12 protein-coding genes and 1 pseudogene are annotated in these 20,930 nt (G+C 68.7%); 6 read left to right on the top strand and 7 right to left on the bottom strand.

The window, feature by feature from the left end:
- Positions 1-868, top strand: a pseudogene (locus tag QZT59_RS17220) (hypothetical protein); the annotation flags it as partial.
- A gap of 308 nt (positions 869-1,176) precedes the next feature.
- Here the strand turns inward: QZT59_RS17220 and QZT59_RS17215 are convergent.
- Entirely contained in the window at positions 1,177-1,773 is a 597-nt protein-coding gene (locus tag QZT59_RS17215; RefSeq protein ID WP_290819100.1) for an ArsR family transcriptional regulator, read from the bottom strand.
- Positions 1,774-2,461: 688 nt separating this feature from the next.
- On the opposite strand from QZT59_RS17215, the gene QZT59_RS17210 reads away from it, so the two are divergent.
- Positions 2,462-3,418 (top strand): transcription initiation factor IIB family protein, encoded by a 957-nt coding sequence (locus QZT59_RS17210; RefSeq protein WP_290819098.1) that lies wholly within the window; start codon positions 2,462-2,464, stop codon positions 3,416-3,418.
- A 259-nt stretch (positions 3,419-3,677) separates the two neighbouring features.
- Here the strand turns inward: QZT59_RS17210 and QZT59_RS17205 are convergent, their stop codons facing one another.
- The gene (locus QZT59_RS17205; protein WP_290819096.1) at positions 3,678-3,854 is read right to left on the bottom strand and encodes a hypothetical protein; all 177 of its coding nucleotides are present in this window, start codon (positions 3,852-3,854) and stop codon (positions 3,678-3,680) included.
- A gap of 428 nt (positions 3,855-4,282) precedes the next feature.
- Here QZT59_RS17205 and QZT59_RS17200 point away from each other — a divergent pair, with 428 nt between their 5' ends.
- A complete protein-coding gene (locus QZT59_RS17200; protein WP_394348673.1) occupies positions 4,283-6,229 on the top strand; it encodes a DEAD/DEAH box helicase in 1,947 nt (648 codons plus the stop codon).
- 74 nt (positions 6,230-6,303) lie between these two features.
- Here the strand turns inward: QZT59_RS17200 and QZT59_RS17195 are convergent, their stop codons facing one another.
- Positions 6,304-7,419, bottom strand: a complete 1,116-nt coding sequence (locus QZT59_RS17195; protein ID WP_290819094.1) for a DegT/DnrJ/EryC1/StrS family aminotransferase — start codon at positions 7,417-7,419, stop codon at positions 6,304-6,306.
- Between the two features lie 222 nt (positions 7,420-7,641).
- Between QZT59_RS17195 and QZT59_RS17190 the strand changes: the two genes are divergently transcribed.
- Both QZT59_RS17190 and QZT59_RS17185 read left to right on the top strand, forming a co-directional pair.
- On the top strand, positions 7,642-9,264 hold the full coding sequence (locus QZT59_RS17190) for an alkaline phosphatase family protein (protein WP_290819092.1): 1,623 nt from the start codon (positions 7,642-7,644) through the stop codon (positions 9,262-9,264).
- A 4-nt stretch (positions 9,265-9,268) separates the two neighbouring features.
- Positions 9,269-10,276, top strand: a complete 1,008-nt coding sequence (locus QZT59_RS17185) for a GNAT family N-acetyltransferase (protein ID WP_290819090.1) — start codon at positions 9,269-9,271, stop codon at positions 10,274-10,276.
- A 190-nt stretch (positions 10,277-10,466) separates the two neighbouring features.
- On the opposite strand, the gene QZT59_RS17180 is transcribed toward QZT59_RS17185, so the two are convergent.
- The gene (locus QZT59_RS17180) at positions 10,467-10,676 is read right to left on the bottom strand and encodes a hypothetical protein (protein ID WP_290819088.1); all 210 of its coding nucleotides are present in this window, start codon (positions 10,674-10,676) and stop codon (positions 10,467-10,469) included.
- A 479-nt stretch (positions 10,677-11,155) separates the two neighbouring features.
- Positions 11,156-12,970: a glutamine--fructose-6-phosphate transaminase (isomerizing) gene (glmS, locus tag QZT59_RS17175; protein WP_290819086.1), complete on the bottom strand. Its 1,815-nt coding sequence runs from the start codon at positions 12,968-12,970 to the stop codon at positions 11,156-11,158.
- Between the two features lie 716 nt (positions 12,971-13,686).
- On the opposite strand from glmS, the gene QZT59_RS17170 reads away from it, so the two are divergent.
- Positions 13,687-15,753 (top strand): cation:proton antiporter, encoded by a 2,067-nt coding sequence (locus QZT59_RS17170; RefSeq protein WP_290819084.1) that lies wholly within the window; start codon positions 13,687-13,689, stop codon positions 15,751-15,753.
- 655 nt (positions 15,754-16,408) lie between these two features.
- On the opposite strand, the gene QZT59_RS17165 is transcribed toward QZT59_RS17170, so the two are convergent.
- Positions 16,409-17,104: a helix-turn-helix domain-containing protein gene (locus tag QZT59_RS17165; protein ID WP_290819082.1), complete on the bottom strand. Its 696-nt coding sequence runs from the start codon at positions 17,102-17,104 to the stop codon at positions 16,409-16,411.
- Between the two features lie 402 nt (positions 17,105-17,506).
- A complete protein-coding gene (locus QZT59_RS17160; protein WP_290819080.1) occupies positions 17,507-20,596 on the bottom strand; it encodes a bacterio-opsin activator domain-containing protein in 3,090 nt (1,029 codons plus the stop codon).
- Positions 20,597-20,930: the final 334 nt, after the last annotated feature.

Raw genomic sequence — 20,930 nt, 5'->3', positions numbered from 1 at the left:
GCCGCTGTGGGTGTGGCCGACCGAGCGCCACGGCGACCCCGTCGAGATCGTCGACTGCAACTTCGTCGACGGTCCGTATCCGCTCGCGCTGGATATCGGCCGCGACGGCCGGCGGACCGAGATCGCCCTTCGGGACACGCAGTGGGAGGGACGTATTTCCCAGCGCGGCAGCGTCTCGATCGACTGGCGCGGGGGGAACGGGAACGACCCGAACCCGTCCCCGCCCGAGGGGTGTCCGACCTCCGTCGGGGAAGTCTTCGAGGGAGTCGAGACCGGCTCCGGCGGCTCTACGGTCGGGGAGGAGTACCACACGCTCGAACTCGCCGGGCAGTTCGCCTACCGCGTCGAAGTCGACGGCGAGATCGACCCCGCCCCCGACCACGCCGAGTGGCTCGCCGAGGGCGAGGCCTACGGCGACGACTGGGCCGAGTGGTGGCTCTCGGGCAGCGACGACGCCCGCACCGTCTGGGAGTTCACCGGCGAGATCGCCAGTCTCGAGATCGACGACCACGACGGCGACATCGACGTCCGGTACGTCCGCATCGACGGTGAAGCGGTCGATCCCGCGGAATTAACCGACCGGCAGTCGAGCGACGAGCACACCCTGGAGGTCGCCGGGCAGTTCGCCTACCGCGTCGAGGTCGACGGCGAGCTCCGGCCGGCTGACGGTCACGCCGAGTGGCTCGCCGAGGGCGAGGCCTACGGCGACGACTGGGCCGAGTGGTGGCTCTCGGGCAGCGACGACGCCCGCACCGTCTGGGAGTTCACCGGCGAGATCGCCAGCCTCGAGATCGACGACCACGACGGCGAGACCGAGATCCGCACCCTCGCCGTCGACGGCGAGTCGATCGACCCGGACGCGCTGTAATCGGCGTCTCGTTCGCCCGCCGACGCGACTCCACGATCACGACCCGTTGGGGGACGCTCACAGGGCGGACCTAGAGTGCTCAAATGTCGGTCGCCGATCGGTAACCGTGAAAAACTCGGCGCGTTTCCGGCGCAGTCGCTGGGCAATGAACGAACGAAGATCGGCTCCCGCGCCGGATCAGCAGCTGGCACGCGAACTGTCCGGTACTGGACGACGGTCCTCGGGAGCCACGCGTTAGTACGTGGGGCAGTGACAAAAGTTCGTCGGCGCAGAACGTTCCGGCTGACACGGGGCGCCTCGGTCGACGATCACTCGATTCTGGAGATCTTGGCCTCCACGATCTGCTGTAGCCGATGGTTGAAAAAGACGTGGACGGCCGAGAGCGTCAGGAAGGAGACGACGACGAGCGTGGCGACGATCGTCGTGGAGACGAGGCCGAACGGCGGAACGCCGAGCGCCGACGCGGCGAGCATCGCGGCGCCGAGGAGACTCAGCGCCCCGTACCACCGATCCCATCGGTCGCGCTTGTGCGAGTCCGTATCCAGGTACATCATCAGGAGGTCGGCGTTATCCGAGAGCGAGATGAGCCCGCGGTCCTGGTCGTAGTCGATGATCCCGGCGTCGTCCATCTTCGGCAGGTGGGTCTGGTAGAGGGCGACGTACACCCGCTTGCGCTGGTCCGAGCTGAGGGCGTTGACGGTCGTGTCGTTCTCCCAGGCGGCGATCTGCTCGGCGAGCTCGCCGAGGGTGACGGTCTCCTCGCGTTCGAGCAGGTGCTGGAGGACCTCCCGTCGTCGTCGGTTCTTCAACAGTTCGAAGATGACGTCCTTCGAGAGTCCCTCCTCTTCGGGGGAGGACGTGACGGACGTGATCTCCTCGGGGAGCGACGTGTCTACGGACGACATCACCGACAGCCCTCGTGGCGCGCCCTCTTCGTTGTCGACGGTCGCTCGGATCGACTGTCGATCGGTTCCCTGGGCGGCCGCGTAACCGTCCCTTGTACCGATTCGCTGACGGGCGAAATCACGTATGACACACCAACTGGTACGCCAACGGAGAAACTCTTAAACACCCCCACGTTTTGCACGGCCTGCAAAGCCGGAACCCGCCGACTTCCGCGGCCGGGGGTCGCGCTCGTGGCGATCGTATCCGTTGCGTACACCCCTGCGAAACGGTCCCCCGCGCGAGGAGTCTCGGAATCTGACCGTCCCGGTCCGCAGTACGTGACGGGGCCGGAATCGCGTCGACGTCGTCCTGGCGCTATCATTGAACGACTGGCGCTGCGCGGTGTGCATCAAAAAACTTGACCGACGGTTTTTCCTCGAAATTCGTCGTTACACGACGAACGGTCGAGTTTACCGACCCCCCAAGACGGCCGACGGTGGTACCGATCGCGCCGGGCCCGGGGCGTCCGCGCTCGGGAACCCGCCTCCGGTCGACGCGGCCGACCACGACGAACGGTGACCGCCCTCGTCGGCCGGGCGGCGGTCGAGGCCGGAGCCCGACGCCGTTGGGTGGTCTCCAGTAAGAGGGTGTTTCCGCTGAAACCATGTGAACCCCTTACAGTCGGGGCCTGGGTCTGCCAACACACTAATGACGCGGTCCGTTACCAACAACGTCGCGGAAGCCGAAGAATCGGCGGGACCGGACGGTCGCTGCCCCGATTGCGAAACCGAAACCGTCGTTCACGATCCGGATCGACGGGAACTGCTCTGTGACGAGTGCGGGCTCGTCCTCAGCGACGAACCGATAGACTACGGACCCGAGTGGCGCGCGTTCGACGCACGCGAGCACGAGCAGCTCTCGCGCGTGGGCGCGCCGCTCACCCAGTCCATGCACGACCGCGGGCTGACGACGACCATCGACTGGCGCAACCGCGACGCGAACGGTCACTCGATGGACGCCGCCAAGCACGGCCAACTCCACCGTCTGCGCGTCTGGCAGGAACGCATCCGCACGAAAAACGCCGGCGAACGCAACCTCAAGTACGCGCTCTCCGAGATCGACCGGATGGTCAGCGCCCTCGGCGTGCCGAACCCCGTAAAAGAGACCGCGAGCGTCATCTACCGACAGGCGCTCGACCGCGACCTGATCCGCGGTCGATCGATCGAGGGCGTGGCCACGAGCGCGCTCTACACGGCCTGCCGAAAGGACGGTATCCCGCGAAGTCTGGAGGAGGTGACGGCGGTCTCGCGAGTCGACCAGCGCGAGATCGGTCGCACGTACCGGTACATCGCCGACGAACTCGACATCAACCTCGAACCCACGAATCCGCGGCAGTTCGTTCCCCGATTCTGTTCCGAGCTCGACGTCAGCAGCGAGGTCGAGTCGACCGCGATGGACATCATCGACGAGACGACCCGACAGGGGCTCCACTCGGGGAAGTCGCCGACCGGATACGCCGCGGCCGCCATCTACGCTGCCGGCTTGCTCTGTGACGAGACGATCCCCCAGCGCGCGGTCGCGGAGACGGCCCAGACCACGGTCGTCACCGTCAGGAACCGGTACCGCGAGCAGCTGGAGGCGATCGATCGGTCGCCGACGGCCTGATCGACCGTCCGCCGCCACGTGGCCCGCGTTCTTCACCTCAGTACTCGCTTCACCTCAGTACTCCCGTCACTACGCGCCGGTCCACTGTCACTACGATTCGCCACCCCCGAAACTGTGGGTCGGCGGCACCCTCGCTCCGGTTCACCGCACCCGTCGACGCCTATCGGCGACGCCGTTAGGCCGATTCAGCGCGCTCGGGCGAGTCGAACGAACGATCGGGTCGCCGCCGGTACTCGCGGCAAAACGACGGTCGGCGGGTTCACATGATCGAGCGCTCCTCGGACGAGTAGACGTCCTCGTCGATCAGGGCGTGGAGGTTCGAGTACGGAACGAACGCGACGAAGCGATCGTCCTCGTCGTAGAGTTCGAGCCCGGTGTCGGTTCGATCGTACCGTTCACAGACGATCTGACCCTCGGGGAGCACGGCTCGATACATAGCCGACGGTACGTCGTCGACCCGCATATGCGTTCCCACCGAACCGTCGATCGAAACGGAGTACCCTGCTTTCCCGCGACGGAGACGGCGCGAGGGGTGCGCCTGACGGCGACGGCGATATCGAACCCTCCAGACCCGACGGCCCGTTTCGAGCCCCTCCATCCGCGGCGTCGCCTCGTCGGCCGGGAGGCGTAATCGGTTTAGCCGCCACGCCGGTATCCACGGTCGTGACCGACGAGAGCGCCGACGGATCCGAAGAGCACCCGCGCGGGGATTCGACGTGCCCCGACGGGAAGGACGGCCGAGACGCCGGATCGGACGGCCGAGACGGCGAAACCGATCAACCGGACGGCAGGACGGACGGCCGAGACGGCGAAACCGATCAACCGGACGGCAGGACGGACGGCCGAGACGGCAAAACCGATCAACTGGACGGCAGGACGGACGGCCGAGACGGCGAGACGGACGGGCGAGACGGCGAGACGGACGGGCGAGACGGCGAGACGGAAAAACAGGACGCCGAGACGGTCGAATCCGCCGGAGCTGACGAAGACGAGCGTACCGAAGACGGTTTGGACGCGTTCTCGCTCGCGGACTTCCACGAGGTCTGTCAGCGAGAGGGCCGCCCGGTCGTCACCGCCGGGGCGGTCGCCCGGACCGTCGGCGTCTCCCACGAAGGGGCGAACGACCGACTGGAGCGCCTCGCGGAGCGCGGGGCGATCGAGCGCCTCTCGGTGGAAGCGGATCCGATCGTGTGGTATCCGAGCGAGCTTGAGGACCTGACGGATCGCGAGCGGGTCGTGGTCTTTCCGAAGCGACGCGAGATCGTCGTCGACCGGCCGGATCAGTTCACGCGCGCGCAACTCGCGCAGTTCGCCCACCTCGCCGACGCGAACGGCGACGGCGGCTACCGGTACGTCGTCCGCCCCGAAGACGTCTGGCAGGCACCCCACGACGACTTCGAGGGCCTGGTTCGGACCGTCCGCCAGGCCCTCGGCAGGCGCGAGCAAGGCCTCGAGGAGTGGATCGAAAGCCAGTGGGACCGAGCCCGGCAGTTCCGTCTGCGCACCCATCCCGACGGCTACACCGTCCTCGAGGCCCGGAGTCCGGAGGTGATGGGGAACGTCGCCCGGCAGACCCTCGACGAAGAACACGTCCACGCCCCGATCTCGGAGACCGAAGACTGGGTCCGGGAGGGGTCGGAGGCGGCGATCAAGCGGCTCCTGTACGAGGCCGGCTATCCGGTCCGGGACGAGCGAGCGTTGGAGCGCGGAGCGCCCCTCGAGGTCGACCTCCGCGTCTCGCTGCGCGACTACCAGCTGACGTGGGTCGACCGGTTCGAGGAGCAAGGCGACGGCGTCCTGGTCGGCCCGCCCGGCAGCGGCAAGACCGTCGCCGCGATGGGCGCGATGGCTCGGGTCGAAGGCGAGACGCTGATCCTCGTGCCGAGCCGCGAACTCGCACGTCAGTGGGCCGACGCGCTCGAGGGACACACGTCGCTCGAATCGTCCCAGATCGGCCAGTACCACGGCGGACGAAAGGAAGTCCGGCCCGTCACGATCGCCACCTACCAGATCGCGGGCATGGACCGCCACCGGAGCCTGTTCGACGACCGCGAGTGGGGACTGGTGATCTTCGACGAAGTCCACCACGTGCCGAGCGACGTCTATCGCCGGAGCACCCACCTCCAGTCGCGCCACCGACTGGGCCTGTCCGCGTCCCCCATTCGGGAGGACGACCGCCAGGCCGAGATTTTCACGCTGGTCGGACCGCCGATCGGAACCGACTGGGAGGCGCTGTTCGCGGCCGGATTCGTCGCCGAACCGGAGCTGGAGATCCGGTACGTCCCGTGGGGCGACGACGAGGAGGCGAACGCGTACTCGGCGGCCGACGGCCGCGAGCGGTACCGGATCGCCGCCGAGAACCGCGGGAAGATCGACGAGATTCGGTACCTGCTGTCGGCGCACCCGGACGGGAAGGTCCTTATTTTCGTCGACTACCTCGACCAGGGTCGGGAGCTCTCCGAGGCCCTGTCCGTCCCGTTCCTCAACGGGGAGACGCCCCACCGCCGCCGTCGCGAGTTGTTAGCCGAGTTCCGCGCGGACGAGCGCGACGTCCTCGTGATCTCGCGGGTCGGCGACGAGGGGATCGACCTGCCGACGGCCGATCTGGCGATCGTCGCCTCCGGCCTCGGCGGATCCCGCCGGCAGGGTACCCAGCGAGCGGGCCGGACGATGCGACCCGCCGGCGGCGCGCTCGTCTACGTGTTGGCAACGCGCGGAACCAGGGAAGAGGAGTTCGCCCGTCGGCAGCTCCAGCACCTCGGCCGGAAGGGACTGTCGATCCGCGAGGAGACCGTCGAGCAGGAGTCGTAACTGCCACGAGCCGCGGGTAGCCGACCGGGATCCGACGGCTCGGCGCGTGAACCGGAGATCGGGGGGTGAGAGCGTCAGTCGACGATCGCGTCGCCGATCGCGGCGATGTGCTCCGGATTCACGTGCTGGTGGACGGGCAGCGAGACCACGTGCCGGGCGAGCCGAGAGGCGGTCTCGAACGCCGGATCCTCGTCGACGTCCCGGGAGAGCCGGGGCCAGGCGTGGGCGCCCTCGACGTCGAGTGCCGCGAGGTCGGCGAGCAGTCGCTCCGGCGTCTCGGCGTAGGCGGGGAACGACTGCGGGCAGATGCCGTCGGGCAGCGAGTGGTACAGCGAGACGACGTCCGGCCGGTCGGCCAGGACGTCCAGCCAGGCCCGGTAGTTCTCACGGCGTCGGGTCCTGACCGCCATCGGGTCGACGCCGGCGATCAGGCCGGCCGAGAGTTTCGACATCGGCGCCTTCGTCGACTCGTATCGTTCCGACGGGTCGAGCGGTTCGCTCCCTCGGCGGCTGTGGACCAGCGCGTCGAGCGAGTTCCGAACGAGGGTACCGTCCGCGAACACGTCCTTCAGGAACGACTTGCAGACGTAGGCGAGGTCCTCGCCCTGGAATCGCTCGTTGACGCCGGTCAGCGGCGAGGGTTCGAACCGGTCGCGGAGTTCGGACGACTGGAGGTACAGCAACGCGCCGTCGGGAAGTGGAAGGCTCTTCCAGAGGCACGTGATGCCGAGGTCGCCGACCGTACCGAGCAGACGTCCCTCGTGGACGCTGAGCGCCGAGTGGGCGTTGTCGTCGACGTGATAACAGTCGTTATCTCGGGCGTACGCCGAGAGTTCCGCCAGCCCCGGCTGCGGGAATCCGAAGTAGTTGACCGAGACGACGGCGACGGTGCCGGCGTCGAGGCGCGCCTCCAGGTCGGCCATATCCGGTCCGAGATCGTTCCTGATCGCGTAGTATCGAGCTTCCAGGCCGAGCTCTCTGATCGGTTCGGCGACCGCGTCCGGCACGTAGGCCGGCAGTAACACGTTGTCGCCGTCGTCCGACACCGTTCGAAGGCCGTCTCGAAGCGCCAGCTTGCCCGATCCGTAATACCGGTACTCGTCGACGTGTCGCTCCACGTACGCGTCGATACCGACCGGTTTCGCCGTCGCGAACGTCGAGACGAACAGCGACGGGGCGCCCGAGATCACGAGTATCCGCCTCCGATCGAATCGACCGCGCCTGCCACCACCATGTGGATCCGGATTCGTTCGTCGCGACCTTAGTGATGGTTCGATTACTAATCGCCTCGTGACCGTACGCCGCCGCTACCCGGACGGGCCCCGGCCGGGCGGGGCGTCGTCGCTCCTGAATCGCTCACCTATCGGCTGAAGCGGTCGGATAACAAAGCCGCCCAACAGGAAGGACCGACTATGGTAGGAACGGCTGCCGATTCGGGGCCGCGACTCCTGCTCGTCGGGCTCGACGCCGGCTGCGCGCCGGTGCTGGAGCCCCTGTTCGAGGAGGATCGGATTCCGACGCTGGAGCGGATGTTCGCCGACGGTGCGAGCGGACCGCTCGAGTCGCAGATCCCGCCGTGGACGGCGAGCGCGTGGCCGTCGCTGTACACCGGAAAGAATCCGGGTAAGCACGGCATCTTCGACTTCCTCGCGTTCGACGGCTACGAGTGGGACGTCGTCAACGCGACCCGCGTCAGGGAGCGGGCCGTCTGGGAACTGTTGAGCGACCACGGGTATACGAGCGTCGTGGTCAACGTTCCGGTCACGCATCCGCCGAGGGAGTTCGACGGCGCGCTGATACCGGGATTGACCGCCCCCGAGGAGCCGACGTGTCATCCCGCCGGAATTCTGGACGAGATCGAAGACGAGATCGGCGAGTATCGGGTCTACCCCCAGAGCGGTCCGGAGCCCGATCGGTCGATCGAGAGCTACGAGCGGACGGTCGAGTGCCGCGGCGGCGCCTTCCGCTACCTCCTCGAGGCGTTCGAACCCGACTTCGGGTTCCTCCAGTTCCAGCAAACCGATTCCGTGTTTCACGAGCGCCCCGGCGACGACGAGGCGGTGCGGGCCGTCTACGAGGCCGTCGACCGCGAGCTCGAACGGACGCTCGAGGCGTTCGGACCGGACGCGGTGATGGTCGTCAGCGACCACGGCATCGGCCCGGTCCGAGGGGTCGAGTTCCGAGCGAACGAGTTCCTCCGGGACGAGGGATACCTCGCCACGAAGCGCGGCGGGGAAGGGATGCCGACGTGGTCCAGGGCGTTCGAGAACGACCTGCTCGAGGGGGAGGACGCCGGCGAGCACGATCCGGGCGTCGCCGAGCGCGGAATCGAACTCGCGGCGCGATTCGGGATCACGACCCAGCGAGTCGCGAACGCCCTGGATCGGGTCGGGCTGGCCGAACCGATCGGGAGCCGGATTCCGAACGACGTCATCCGGGCGGGAAGCGAGCAGGTCGACTTCCCCGAGTCGACGGCCTACGTCCGGTCGAAGAGCGAACTCGGGGTGCGGATCAATCTCGAGGGGCGCGAACCGAACGGGCGGGTCCCGGCCGAAGAGTACGAATCGGTGCGGTCGGCCCTCGTCGATCGCCTGTCCGCGGTCGAGTCTCCGGACGGCGGCCCGGTCTTCGAGGCGGTCGAACCCCGCGAGACGTACTTCGATGGTCCGCACGTCGAAAACGGCCCCGACGTCGTGACCGTTCCTCGCGAGTTCGACACCGCGCTCGTCGCGCGCCTCGCCGGCGAGCGATTCGGCGAGCCGATCGAACCCTGGAATCACAAGCGGACCGGCATCGTCGCCGCGGTCGGGGACGGCATCGATCCGGCGCCGCTGGCCGGCGCGCACATCTTCGACGTGGCCCCGACGATCTGTTCGCTCTTCGACGTCCCGGTCGACGTCGACATGGACGGCGAGGCGCTGCCGATCGTCGAAGCGAGCGACAGTCGGTCGTACCCGGCCTACGACCCGGGACCGGCGGTCGCGACGGACAGCGCGCTGGTCGAAGACCGACTCTCGGATCTCGGGTACCTCTAACCACATGAGCGTCGACGTCGAGACGGTCGATCTCGCGACGAACGCCGACGAGTGGAACCGCTACGTCGAACGGTCCGACGAGACCAACCCGTTCTACCGCGCCGAGGCGCTGCGAGCGCAGGCCGAGGAGACCGGGACCGCCGTACACGCGCTGGCGGGGTTCAAGGGCCAGGAGGCCGTCGGTCTCTTCCCGATCTTCGTCCTCGAGAAGGGGCCGTTCTCGGCCGCGTTCTCCCCGCCGCCGCGATCCTGGTCGTGTTACCTCGGGCCGGCGATGCTGAACGTCGACAAGCTGAAACGACGGAAGGTCGATCGACGCACCGAGCGGTTCATCGAGGGCTGTCTCGAGTGGCTCGACGAGTCGGTGTCGCCGATCTACTGCAAGTTCACGACCGCCGAGTTCGACGACCTCCGCTCGTTCGTCTGGAGCGACTACGACGTCCGACCGGGGTACACGTACGTCGTCGACCTGGAGGGGGACGAGGACGACCTCATCGGACGGTTCAGCAGCGACGCGCGAAACAACATTCGATCGGCCCCCGGCGACGTCGTCGTCGAAGAAGGAGACGGCGACGACGTCGAGGCGATCGTCGAGCAGGTCGCCAGACGGTACGAGAGTCAAGACCGACCCTTCCAGCTCTCCCCGTCGTACGTGCGGTCGCTGTACGAGTCGCTTCCCGACGGGGCGTTGCGACCGTACGTCTGCCGGACGAACGGCGAGTTCCGCGGCGGCATACTGGTCCTCGAGACCGACCGGACCCGCTACCGCTGGCAAGGCGGCGTCAAGGTGGACGACGACGTCGACGTGGCGGTCAACGACGTCCTCGACTGGGCCGTCATGCGCGACGGGCTGAGAGCGGGGATCGAGCGGTACGATCTGGTCGGGGCCGGCGTGCCGAGCATCAACCGGTACAAGGCCAAGTTCAATCCCCGCCTCGAGACCCACTTCACGATCACCGGCGGTGCGTACGGCATCGACACGCTGATCGATCGCTACCAGAAGTTCTTCTGATCGGCGCCGGGTGCGGTCGTCCGATCTGGGCTGCCGCCTCGCCACGAGCACTTCCGGCGATCGCCGACAGCCGGATTCGTCTGCCACGAGCTCGCGGACGAACCAACGGAGAACGGTGGGGTTTCTGCGTCGACGCGCCCACGGCGCGACGCGAGAGGGCCGACCGGAGAGCCGAGGCGACCGCGGGGGCCTACCGGTGTTCCTTCGGGATGAAGTCTGACGTCTTCATCTCGCGGTACGTCGAGCACTCCGGGCAAGCGTGGACGACGTCGTGATTGTCGCCGAAGACGCGGGCGAACTGACGGGTGACCTGGTTGCCGCAGGTGATACACCGCGGGGCCGACGTCTGTCGCTCCTGTGCCAGGGGGGTCCACTTCGTGTCTGGTGATTCCGTCGACATCACCACCCGATTTCGACAGTATTCTATTTACTATGGACCGCATAACCGACGGCAACCGGCGCGATGGTCGAGAACCGAGAAGGGGTCACTCGCGACGACACTCGGCGGCAGATCACGGTCACGTCCGGCGATAATTTCGAATTTACTGAACGTAATGGCCGGTTTGGTACGGGGCACATCGGGGTCGCGACCGAACCGAAAGGCGCTCTGCGGAGACGTTCTCGGACGTTCTCGGCTGAATGATAGGTAGTCACCCCCGACGGTTGCGTCGACGGTGGATCCGTCCGTCACCGCGGTAATTCGGTCCGGCCGAACCGCGGGATCGATCCTCGCGATGCGACCGAACCTGGACCGGGTTGTCGATCCGCACAAATTTACCAGGACCGGACCGGGGATCGATCCGCACGATTCGACCCGGTCGCGAACCGTGGAACGGCCGGGGCCGCGCCATCGTCGCGCGATCGGTATCGGCGCCGCGGTTACTCGACCGTGACGCTCTTGGCGAGGTTGCGGGGCTTGTCGATCGCGCGATTCAGCAGATCCGCCGCGTGGTAGGAGACGAGCTGGAGCTGGACCGTCGCGAGCAGTCCGGCCAGGGTCGGATGGGTCTCCGGAATTCGCAGCTGGGCGTCGGCGACGTCGGCGGCCTGGTGACCGTCGGGACAGATCGCGACGATCGGCGCGCCGCGAGTCGCCGCCTCCTCGGCGTTTTTCAGGGTCTTTTCGTCCTCGCGGCCGGTGAAGATTGCGAACACCGGGGTCTCCGGGGTGACGAGCGCGAGCGGACCGTGCTTCAGTTCGCCGGAGGCGAAACCCTCGGCGTGCTCGTAGGTGATCTCTTTGAACTTGAGCGCGCCCTCGAGCGCGACGGGATAGCCGAGCCCACGGCCGATGAAGAAGTACGACCGTTCGTCCGGGTAGCGCCGGGCGATCGCCTCGGCGCCGGAATCCGCCAGCACCTCGTCGACCCGCGAGGGCAGTCGCTCGAGCTCCGCGGAGATCTCCTCGATCCCGAGCGTCGAGAAGCCCGTCGCGTCCCGGGCGATCCGGTGGGCGAGCAGCGTGAGCACGACCGCCTGCGAGGAGAACGTCTTCGTCGCGGCCACGCCGATCTCGGGGCCGGCGCGAATGAAGAGCCGTTCGTCGGCCTCGCGGGCCGCGGTCGAGCCGACGACGTTGGTCACCGCGAGCGTGGGCGCACCCTGTTCGTTCGCCCGCCGGAGCGCCCCGAGGGTGTCGGCCGTCTCGCCGCTCTGGGTGACCGCGACGACGAGCGTCCGCTCGTCGACCGGCGGAGCGGAGAGACTGTACTCGTTGGCCAGCATCGCCGAGGCGTTCACGCCGGCGCGCCGCAGCGCCACGGAACCGTACATCGCGGCGTGGTAGGAGGTCCCGCAAGCGACCAGCAGCACCTGGTCGACGTCGGCGAACGAACCGCGATCGAACTCCTCGAAGTGGACGCGGCCCTCCTCGGCGTCGAACCGGCCCTCGATCGCCTGGGCGAGGGAGGTCGGCTGTTCGGTGATCTCTTTCAGCATGTAGTGGTCGAACTCCCCTTTCCCGGTCTCCTCGGAATCCCAGTCGACGGTCTTCCTGTCCCGAGAGACAGCCGTTCCCTCGAGATCGGTGATTCGGAGACCGTTCGAGCGGAGGATCGCGACGTCCCCGTCCTGGAGGTAGACGACGGTGTCGGTGTACTCGAGGAACGCCGGGACGTCGCTGGCGAGGTAGTAGCCGTCGCCGTCGAGCCCGACCACGAGCGGCGACCCCTGGCGGGCGGCGTAAATCACCGGCTCCCCGTGGCAGATCGCGGCGATCGCGTAACTCCCCTCGAGTTGCTCGATGGCTCGCCTGAACGCCATCTCCGACTCCACGCCTTCGTCGAGGTAGTGCTGGATGAGGTGGGGGACGACCTCGGTGTCGGTGTCGCTGGTGAACTCGTGGCCCGCCTCGCTCAGGCGCTCGCGAAGCGCCGCGTAGTTCTCGATGATACCGTTGTGAACGACGGCGACGTCGGTCGTCGAGTCCGTATGCGGGTGCGCGTTCTCGTCCGTCGGAGGCCCGTGCGTGCTCCACCGCGTGTGGCCGATACCCAGCTCGCCCCGCAGCCGACCGCGCTCGATCGACTCCTTGAGCGCATCGACTTTCCCCGACCGCTTCTGGACTTTGATCCCCGCGCCGTTCTGAACGGCGACGCCGGCGGAATCGTAGCCGCGGTATTCGAGGTTCTCGAGGCCCGTGATGAGCGCGTCGATGGCGTCACCGTCGCCGATCCGACCGATTATGCCGCACATCGTTGACTCACCCCGGGCTGAGCGCTCGCGCCGTCCGCTCGGACCGTCGGCTGAGCGCTCACTCCGTCCGCTGGTGGCGACCGGCCGCGCAACGGTGCCGCCCGCTCACGAACGCTCGTGCGCGCGGGGTACCGACGGCTGAACGACGACGACCGGAGGTTGCGCGGACTCCGGATCTGGGCGGTTCGAGACGACGAACTAGTCGTTGTCATGGCCGAGGACAGTCCCGCCCAATCCATTACTATAGGCCGGCTACACGTCGGGCTAAGGCCCGTGTAACCCGGCGATCGACGAGCACCGCGGACGACGACGGGGCCGCAATCGCCCGACGCGACCGCCGTCGTGACGACGGGCGAAATCGATCGATCGGACGCCGGCAGGCGCTACTGAACGCGGCGACGGCCGCCGCGGTAGCCGGTCCCACCTCGGTCGTCACGGGGCGCTTACTGGTCAGTTGTCGCGACCTACCGGCCGGCGACGATGACGGTGGAACGTCGCAACTGCCGTCCGCTCCGGCCAGAACGGGAGAAGCGGGCGACGTCGTCAGGTCGAGGGGGACGGTACGGGCGTCGACGGGGCGCGTTCGACCGACCCGCGACGTCGATGGTTCCGCGAATTTTATGTGCGTCCACTAACTCGGTCCGACCGAGACGCGCAACGACGGCGTCGTCCGACCCGCGCAGGCGGCCTCGTACGAGCGCACACGACAGCCCTCCATGGTCACCCCAGCTATCGCCGGTTTGGAATTTCCGCTCGAAGAGCCGGTGCTGGTCTTCGCGATCGCGATGGTCGCGTTCCTCGTCGGACCGCTGGCGATCAAGCGGGTCGGGCAACCCGGGATCGTCGGCGTCGTGCTCTTCGGCGTCGCGATCGGACCGAACGCGCTCGGGATCGTCGAACACACGGACGCGATCGAACTGCTCGGGACCGTCGGATTGATCTACCTGCTGTTCACGGTGGGGCTCGAACTGGACCTCCAGCGGTTCATCGAGACGCCCGAAGACGCCGCCCTCTTCGGGCTGACGAGCTACCTCCTCCCGTTCGTCCTGGGCACCGCGGCGATGATCGTCGCCCTCGACTTCGACGTCCTCCCGGCGCTGTTACTAGCCGCGGTGTTCTCCTCGCACACCCTCCTCGCCTATCCGGTCGTCAACCGGCTCAACGTCACCCAAAATCGAGCCGTCACGGCGGTCTTCGGCGGCATCCTCTTCACCGACACCCTCGCGCTGGTCGTGCTGGCGATCGTCGTGGGTTCGGCCGTCGAGGGCTTTTCCGTCTGGATCCTCCTCGAAGTGCTCGTTTCCCTCGGCGTCCTGTTCGCGGCGATCTGGCTGCTGGTGCCGCCGGTCACGCGGCGATTCTTCCAGAATATGAGCGAGGAGAGCTACTTCGAGTTCCTCTTCGTGATGGTCGCCATCTTCCTCGCGGCGAGCCTCGCGGAGGTCCTCGATCTGGCCGCCATTCTCGGCGCGTTCGTCGCCGGGCTGGCGATCAACCGGCTGATTCCGCAGGGCGGAACGCTGATGAACCGGATCGAGTTCGTGGGGAACGCGTTCTTCATTCCGTTCTTTCTCATCCACGTCGGGATGCTCGTCGACCCGGCGGTGATCGTCGCCGGCGTCACGACGCTGCTGATCGCAGGGGTGATGATCGGCGTCATGGTCCTCACCAAGTTCGCCGCGGCCTGGCTCGTCTCCGTCGTCCAGGGATACGGCCAGCACGAGCGGGACGTCATCTTCGGCCTCTCGACGGGACAAGCGGCCGCGGCGCTGGCCATCACGCTCGTCGGCGTCGACGCGGGCGTCTTCGACCCCGTCGGCACCCAGGTGCTCAACGCCGTGGTGTTGATGCTGCTGGTGACGGCGCTGCTCAGTCCGTGGCTGACCGAGCGCGCGGCCACGCGCCTCGCCCTGGAGCGCGACGTCCAGGCGGACAACGATAGCGTCACCGATCCCAACATCCTGCTTCCGCTGTCCCATCACGCCGAGCTCCAGGAACGGCTGCTCGAACTCGCGTTCGTCCTCAAAGGCGATCGGGGAACGGAACCGGTCCACGTCCTCACCGTCGTCCAGCCGGATCGAGGCGAATCGGCCGACGACCAGATCGCGACCGTCCAGCAGGACCTGAACGAGGTCGCCGCCTTCGGGGCCGCTGCCGAAGTGCCGGTCGAAACCGAGACCAGGGTCAACCACAACGTCGCCTCCGGGATCGTCCAGGGGGCCGTCGAGGTCCAGGCCAACCAGATCCTCATGGGCTGGGACGCCACCAGGACGTTCAGCCACCGGATCTTCGGGAGCGTCATCGATCAGGTGCTCCAGCGAACGACGCTGCCGGTGCTCATCTCCCGGCTCGGCCACCCCGTCAACACGACGAAGCGGATCCACGTCGTCCTCCCGATCGGCGTCGACCACCACGAGGGGTTCTACGAGGCAGTGCACATGATCAAGCGCCTCGCGGCGAGTCTCGGGGTCCCGATGACGGTGCACGTGGTTGGCGCAAGCGCCCGCCAGTACGAGCAGTTGTTCGACCTCGTCGAAGAGGAGGCGACCGCGGAATTCGAGGAGATCTCCGGCTGGGAACGCGTTATGCCGACCCTCGAAGCCCGTTCCGACGAGGACGACCTGATCGTCGCGGTGTCGCCCCGCGCGGGCGACGTCGGCTGGCACGACGAGCTGGCCGGGCTCCCCTCGGCGTTCGCCGAGCTGCCGCCGGCGTCGTTCATCGCGATCCACCCGCGCCAGGGCGAGCCGGAGTACGACCGACAGTACCTGCGGATCGAGTGACCGACGCCGTTCGGGGCGCGGGATCGACCCCCGTTCGGACGCGCTTTCGGGCAGACGGCTCCCACGATAGCGGCGGGGTCGCCACGAAACGGGCCGATCTGCACGCCGCGTTCGAGCGACCTCGGGTCGACTCGCGTCCCCCGTTCGAACAATTTCGGGACGATCCGGAGGCCGCGTTCGAACGATCTCGCCGGCCCGTCGAAATTGCGAACCGCGGTCAAGATCGGCGAGACGGCCGATCGAACGGAACGAATCGGGGTCGGATCGGCGCGGTCGGCGGGATGGAGGAGGATCGGTCGGTGGGGAGCGGAGAAACGCGTCAGCGGGTTGGGGAGGATCGCGTCAGCGGGTTGGGGAGGATCGCGTCAGCGGGATGAGGAGGGGTCAATCCGCCCGTCAGCGAGCCCGAGAGAGTTGCGTCAGCGGGCTGGAGAGGGCCCGTTAGCGGCAGGGGGAGTGGGAGGGGGATGGCTGCGTCAGCGGGCTGGAGAGGGCCCGTTAGCGGCAGGGGGAGTGGGAGGGGGAGGGCTGCGTCAGCGGGCAGGGGATGATCGCGTCAGCGGGCTTTGGAGGACTGCGTCAGCGGGGCGGGAGGTCGTGTCGGCCGGAGGGGATCGTGGCCGAACAGCCGGTTCCGGCGTCCGGCGCCGTCGGATCAGTCCCGGAGGGTGGTCGCACAGAGTTCGGTCATCGCGCGTCGGAGTCGCTGGGACACCGCCGATTTGGAGACGCCGAGGCGGTCGGCCAGTTCGTCCTGGGAGATGCCGCGAGGGACGTCGAAGTAGCCCTCCTCGTATGCCACCGTGAGCAACTCCTGTTGTTTGTCGGTGAGTCCGAGCAGGGGCTGCTCGTCGTCGTCGGCGGTGCGCAGGTGGGTGACGCTCACCGAGACGTCCCGGCGGCGGCACTCGTCGTTGAACGAGACGAGGGCGTCGCGGGTAGGCAACCGGAGCTGGAGCACCCAGGCCGTCGCCGTCCCAGTCGCTTCGCGGACGCGTCCGCCCAGGTCCGCCACGATGCCGGCGACGGGGATCGCCTCGTCGGTCACGTCGACCCGGTAGACGCGCCGGTCGACGAACTGGTCGACGAGGACGGGATTCGCGACCGTCGGATCGTGCGCGAGCGCCGTCTCGACGTCCGAGAACGAGTCCGCACAGATCGAGACGAACTGAAGTTCCCGGTCGTCGTCCACGTGGGCGCGGTACTCGGGAACGACCGTCGCGTCGCCGAGCCGGCGGAGGGTCGGACGGAGGAGGAGCCGTTCGTGGTCGAGGTGGACCTCGGCGACGACGCCCGGACCGCCCACCGCTCGCACGGCCGGCTCGCCCACCAGTTCCGCGTCGGTGCTCACCGCGATCCCTCCGAGAGGGACGAACGGAGCCCGCGTTCGCCGCGATCGGTTCGGTAAGGCGTCGTTGTCCTGCTCGAGTTCATACCTCACCGGTTGTGACCGGGATCACATCGACCCGCACGCTATATGGAATCGACGCGTTCCGGCGGGGGGCTATACATATTCGACGTTCACGGACGGCTACCGGTTCGCGGGTGGAAAGAAACGGCCACTTTCCGCCGTCGAACGGACGTAATCCCGGGTTACGGACCCTCCGACCGGTGGAGCAACGCCCGATTTCGAAGTCTCGACCGCGTCTCGGCGGGGCTGGCCGCCGATCGCCGATCAGTTCGATCGAAACGACGGTGCGTCGCGGGACGCGCCGTGGTCGAACAGCGGGCGAACGAGACCGGTTCCACGAGCTCACCGCTCGCCGAACAGTGCGGCGAAGACGGCCCGTTCGGCGGCGCGGAAGTGACGCGTGAACGTCGGCTGAGAGATGCCGAGACGCTCCGCGACCTCCTCGCCGGTGCGCTCGCGCGGCCACTCGAAGTAGCCGGCCGCGTACGCGGTGCGGAGGACCTCGAGCTGTCTATCGGTGAGCGCGGTCCGAACGTCGGCTCCCCCCATTCGCCCTGCGGGCCCGGACCGACGCTCGCTCCGCCGGGCCAGCAGTTCCGCGCTGGGGGCGGTCTCCCGGAGGGCGGTGACGAACGCTCGCACGTCGCGACCGCTCGGCAACTCGACGACCACTCGCGTCTCCTCTCCCCCGACGTCGACGGTCCTGAGCACGCCGGCGTGTGCGACGAGCACCTCGGCGAGCGTTCGCCCTTCGACGACTACCTCGAGGCGGACGGGGTCCTCCGCGTCGGACAGCCGCTCGACCGCGACCACGCGATCGACGTCTGCGAGCGCGTCGACCGCGCGCTCGGCGTCCGTCCCCCGAACGGCGAGGTAGAGCGTGGACCGCTCGGGCCCCGGAGCCACCGTTTCGAGTTCGACGTCGGCGCCGGTTCGGGCGACCAGCGTCGAGAGCACCTCGGGGGCTTCGTCCGAGTCGAGTCCGAGTTCCAGCACGACCACGTCGTCGGTCAGCAACGCGCGCCTGGCCTCGGCGGCGTCGACCGCCACGGCGGTCGCCCGTGCCGCGTCGACGCAGAACTCGGTCGTCGCTTCGTCGAAGGCGTCCGGCCGGGAGGCGTAGACGGCGAGAACGCCGTACGGAAGGCCGTCGGCCTCGATCGGAACGGCGACCGCCGCACGAATCCCGTGCCGGGCGGCCAGCGCCGTCCACCCGTCGTCGCCGACCGTCGGTTCCGCGGCGTCGACGAACTGGGACGATCGCCGGGCGAGCGCCCGCACGGTCGGTTCCGCCGGGTCGGGTTCTCCCGCCGAGAGCAGCGCCGTCAGGTACGACGCCGCGTCGCCGGCGCTGGCCCGGATCGCCAGGTCGTCGGCACCCGCTCGCTCGACGATCGTCGCCAGCGCGACGTCCTCGAGCTCGCAGAGCGCCTCGCAGACGCCCGCCTCCAGCTCCGCGCGCGAGTCGGCCTCGAGGAGCCGACGGTCGACGTCGCGGCGCCGATCGAGCAGCGCCCTCGCCGAGTCGAACCGCTCCCGTCGACGAGACAGCTCGCGCTCGAGCTCGCGCCGATCGCGAGCCGCGCCGACCCTGGCGAGCGAGAGGCGGGCGATCCCGGCGACGAGATCGCCGACGTCGGTCGCCGAATCCTCGAACGTCGCCGACTCGCCGCCGGCGATCGCGAGGGCGTCCTCGTCGACCGGAACCACCAGCGGGCCGGCGATCGCCGCGTCGTCGCCGAGCGGTATCCGCTCGGTTCGGTCCGCGACGATCGCGCGGCCGACGTCGAGCGACTCGGCGTCGAGCGGCTTCCACGCTATCGAGGGCGGCTCCAGGTCCGATCGGGCGCTGGCGTGCGCGACGGGCGAGAGTCGGTCGTCGTCGCGACGGTACCAGACAGCGTGCGGTACGTCCAGCGCGTCGCGGAGTCCCGAAAGCAGCAGTCGGCGGACCTCGCCGATCGAGCCGGCGTCCAGACTCGCCGTAGAGAGAGTCGCCAGCTCGGTCGTCGCTCGCCGAAGGCGATCGCGAGCCGTCGCATCGTCGCCCACGCAGGCGGCACGGCCCTCGCCGAGCGGAACGACCGAGAGTTCGACCACGCGCCGGTCGCCGTCGACGTCGGCGGTCCAGACGAGTGGATCGAGCCGTCGGACGGGCGACTCCGCGCGCTCGGCGATCCCGTCGGCGAGTTCCTCGTCGACGAGCGTCCCGAGTTTCCGTCCGACCACGGCGCTCGCGCCGACGTACTCGAAGGTCGCCGCGTTCGCGGCGGCGACCCGTCCGTCGTCCACGACGAAGGCCGGCGCGTCCACGGCGTCGAGCAGCGACGCCAGATCCTCGAGGCGCTCTCGGTACCGGGCGCCGGCCGAGTCGGGACGGCGCGTCGCGACGATCGCGAGGGTCGATCCGGCGGGGTAGGCCCGGACTTCGAGCCGTCCCGGACCCTCGGGGTGGTCGACGTCGAACTCGACCGGTTCCTCGCGCGCTCTGGCCTCCTCGAGGCGCTCGTACCACTCCGTGACGGTCGATTCGGGGAGCAGCTCCCAGAGGACGACCCCGCCCGGTCCGTCGGGCGGCGCCCCGAGGAGGGATTCGGCCGCCTCGTTGCTCGTCGCGATCGTCCAGTCGTCGTCGACGGCGAAGACGGGATCGTCGATGGCGTCGAGGACGGTCGGGGTCGGCTCGGGATCGGCGCGCTCGATCGTGCAGACGAATCCGGCGATCGCCGGATCGGACAACCGGTTGACGACGACGAGCTCGACGCTCGCCCACCGGGCACCCCCGACGCGGACGCGGCAGGCGGTCCGTCGCTCGGCGCCGACGCCCGCCCTGGCGACCTCGTCGACGGCGTCCAGGATCGACTCGCCGTCCGCGGGGTGAAACAGCCGGCCGAGTTCCTCGCCCTCGAGCTCGGCTGGCGTGCGCTCGATCGATCGCTCTACGGCCGGGCTCGCCCACGAGACCCGTCTGTCGGCATCCACGACCAGGACCGCGGCGCTCGTCGCACCGACGAGCGCACGAAACCACTCGAGCGACGGCTCCCCCTCGTCGTCCGGTGCTGCGGGCCGCCTCGCGAGGTTTCCGATCCTCGCGAGGAAGACGTCCGCCGGGGCGTCGGGGTCGACGACCTCCCGGGCACCGGCGCGAATCTGTTCGGCCCCGTCCCCCTCGGTGAGCGCGAGCACGGGCGCCCGGCTCCGGGTCGCGAGTCGTTCGAGCACCTCGGTTCCGTCCGCGTCGTCGGCGTCGACGACGACGCAGTCGGCACCGGCGAGTCGTCCGGTCGCGTCGTCGACGCTCGACGCCGTCGCGACGGCGTCCGATCCGACGCCGCGCTCGATCGCGCTGCGCGCGCGCCCGATCCGCTCGGAGTCACCGACGAGGAGGATCCGCCCGAACCGCCCGGCCTGGGCGGGTGCGTCCCCGCTCACGGAGGCACCACCGGCAGGGGCCCGGGGACGATCGGCTCCGGCGGAGCGCGTCGACGGCGTCGAGGCGGGTGTCGGCCGTCCGTCGAAGACGGCTCGGCGTCGGGGCTCCCCGCGGGGACGGCTGACGTCACTGGCCGCCCCTACCGACCGACCGCCGAAAACTATCCGCACCGTTACGACCGGAAAGCGGGTCTTACCGAGCGCTCGAATTCGCCGTCGCCCGATGCGGTTCGCCGGGCGTCCGGCGTCCCGCGTCGGCGCCCCCGCGTCCGAACCGGCGCTCGCACCGTCCGCCGCGTTCCCCGGTCGCCCGCACCGTCCGCCGCGTCCCCCG

The sequence above is a fragment of the Halovivax sp. genome (genome assembly GCA_007119345.1).
Lineage (GTDB): Archaea > Halobacteriota > Halobacteria > Halobacteriales > Natrialbaceae > Halovivax.
Note: the sequence above shows the minus strand (reverse complement) of the source record. Positions and strands in the feature narration are given on the sequence as shown.

What these genes read in the sequence shown, in the direction of transcription:
- QZT59_RS17215 (WP_290819100.1), bottom strand. Translation starts at nt 1,773, where the DNA reads ATGTCGTCCGTAGACACGTCGCTCCCCGAGGAGATCACGTCCGTCACG.
- QZT59_RS17210 (WP_290819098.1), top strand. Translation starts at nt 2,462, where the DNA reads ATGACGCGGTCCGTTACCAACAACGTCGCGGAAGCCGAAGAATCGGCG.
- QZT59_RS17205 (WP_290819096.1), bottom strand. Translation starts at nt 3,854, where the DNA reads ATGTATCGAGCCGTGCTCCCCGAGGGTCAGATCGTCTGTGAACGGTAC.
- QZT59_RS17190 (WP_290819092.1), top strand. Translation starts at nt 7,642, where the DNA reads ATGGTAGGAACGGCTGCCGATTCGGGGCCGCGACTCCTGCTCGTCGGG.
- QZT59_RS17185 (WP_290819090.1), top strand. Translation starts at nt 9,269, where the DNA reads ATGAGCGTCGACGTCGAGACGGTCGATCTCGCGACGAACGCCGACGAG.
- QZT59_RS17180 (WP_290819088.1), bottom strand. Translation starts at nt 10,676, where the DNA reads ATGTCGACGGAATCACCAGACACGAAGTGGACCCCCCTGGCACAGGAG.
- glmS (WP_290819086.1), bottom strand. Translation starts at nt 12,970, where the DNA reads ATGTGCGGCATAATCGGTCGGATCGGCGACGGTGACGCCATCGACGCG.
- QZT59_RS17170 (WP_290819084.1), top strand. Translation starts at nt 13,687, where the DNA reads ATGGTCACCCCAGCTATCGCCGGTTTGGAATTTCCGCTCGAAGAGCCG.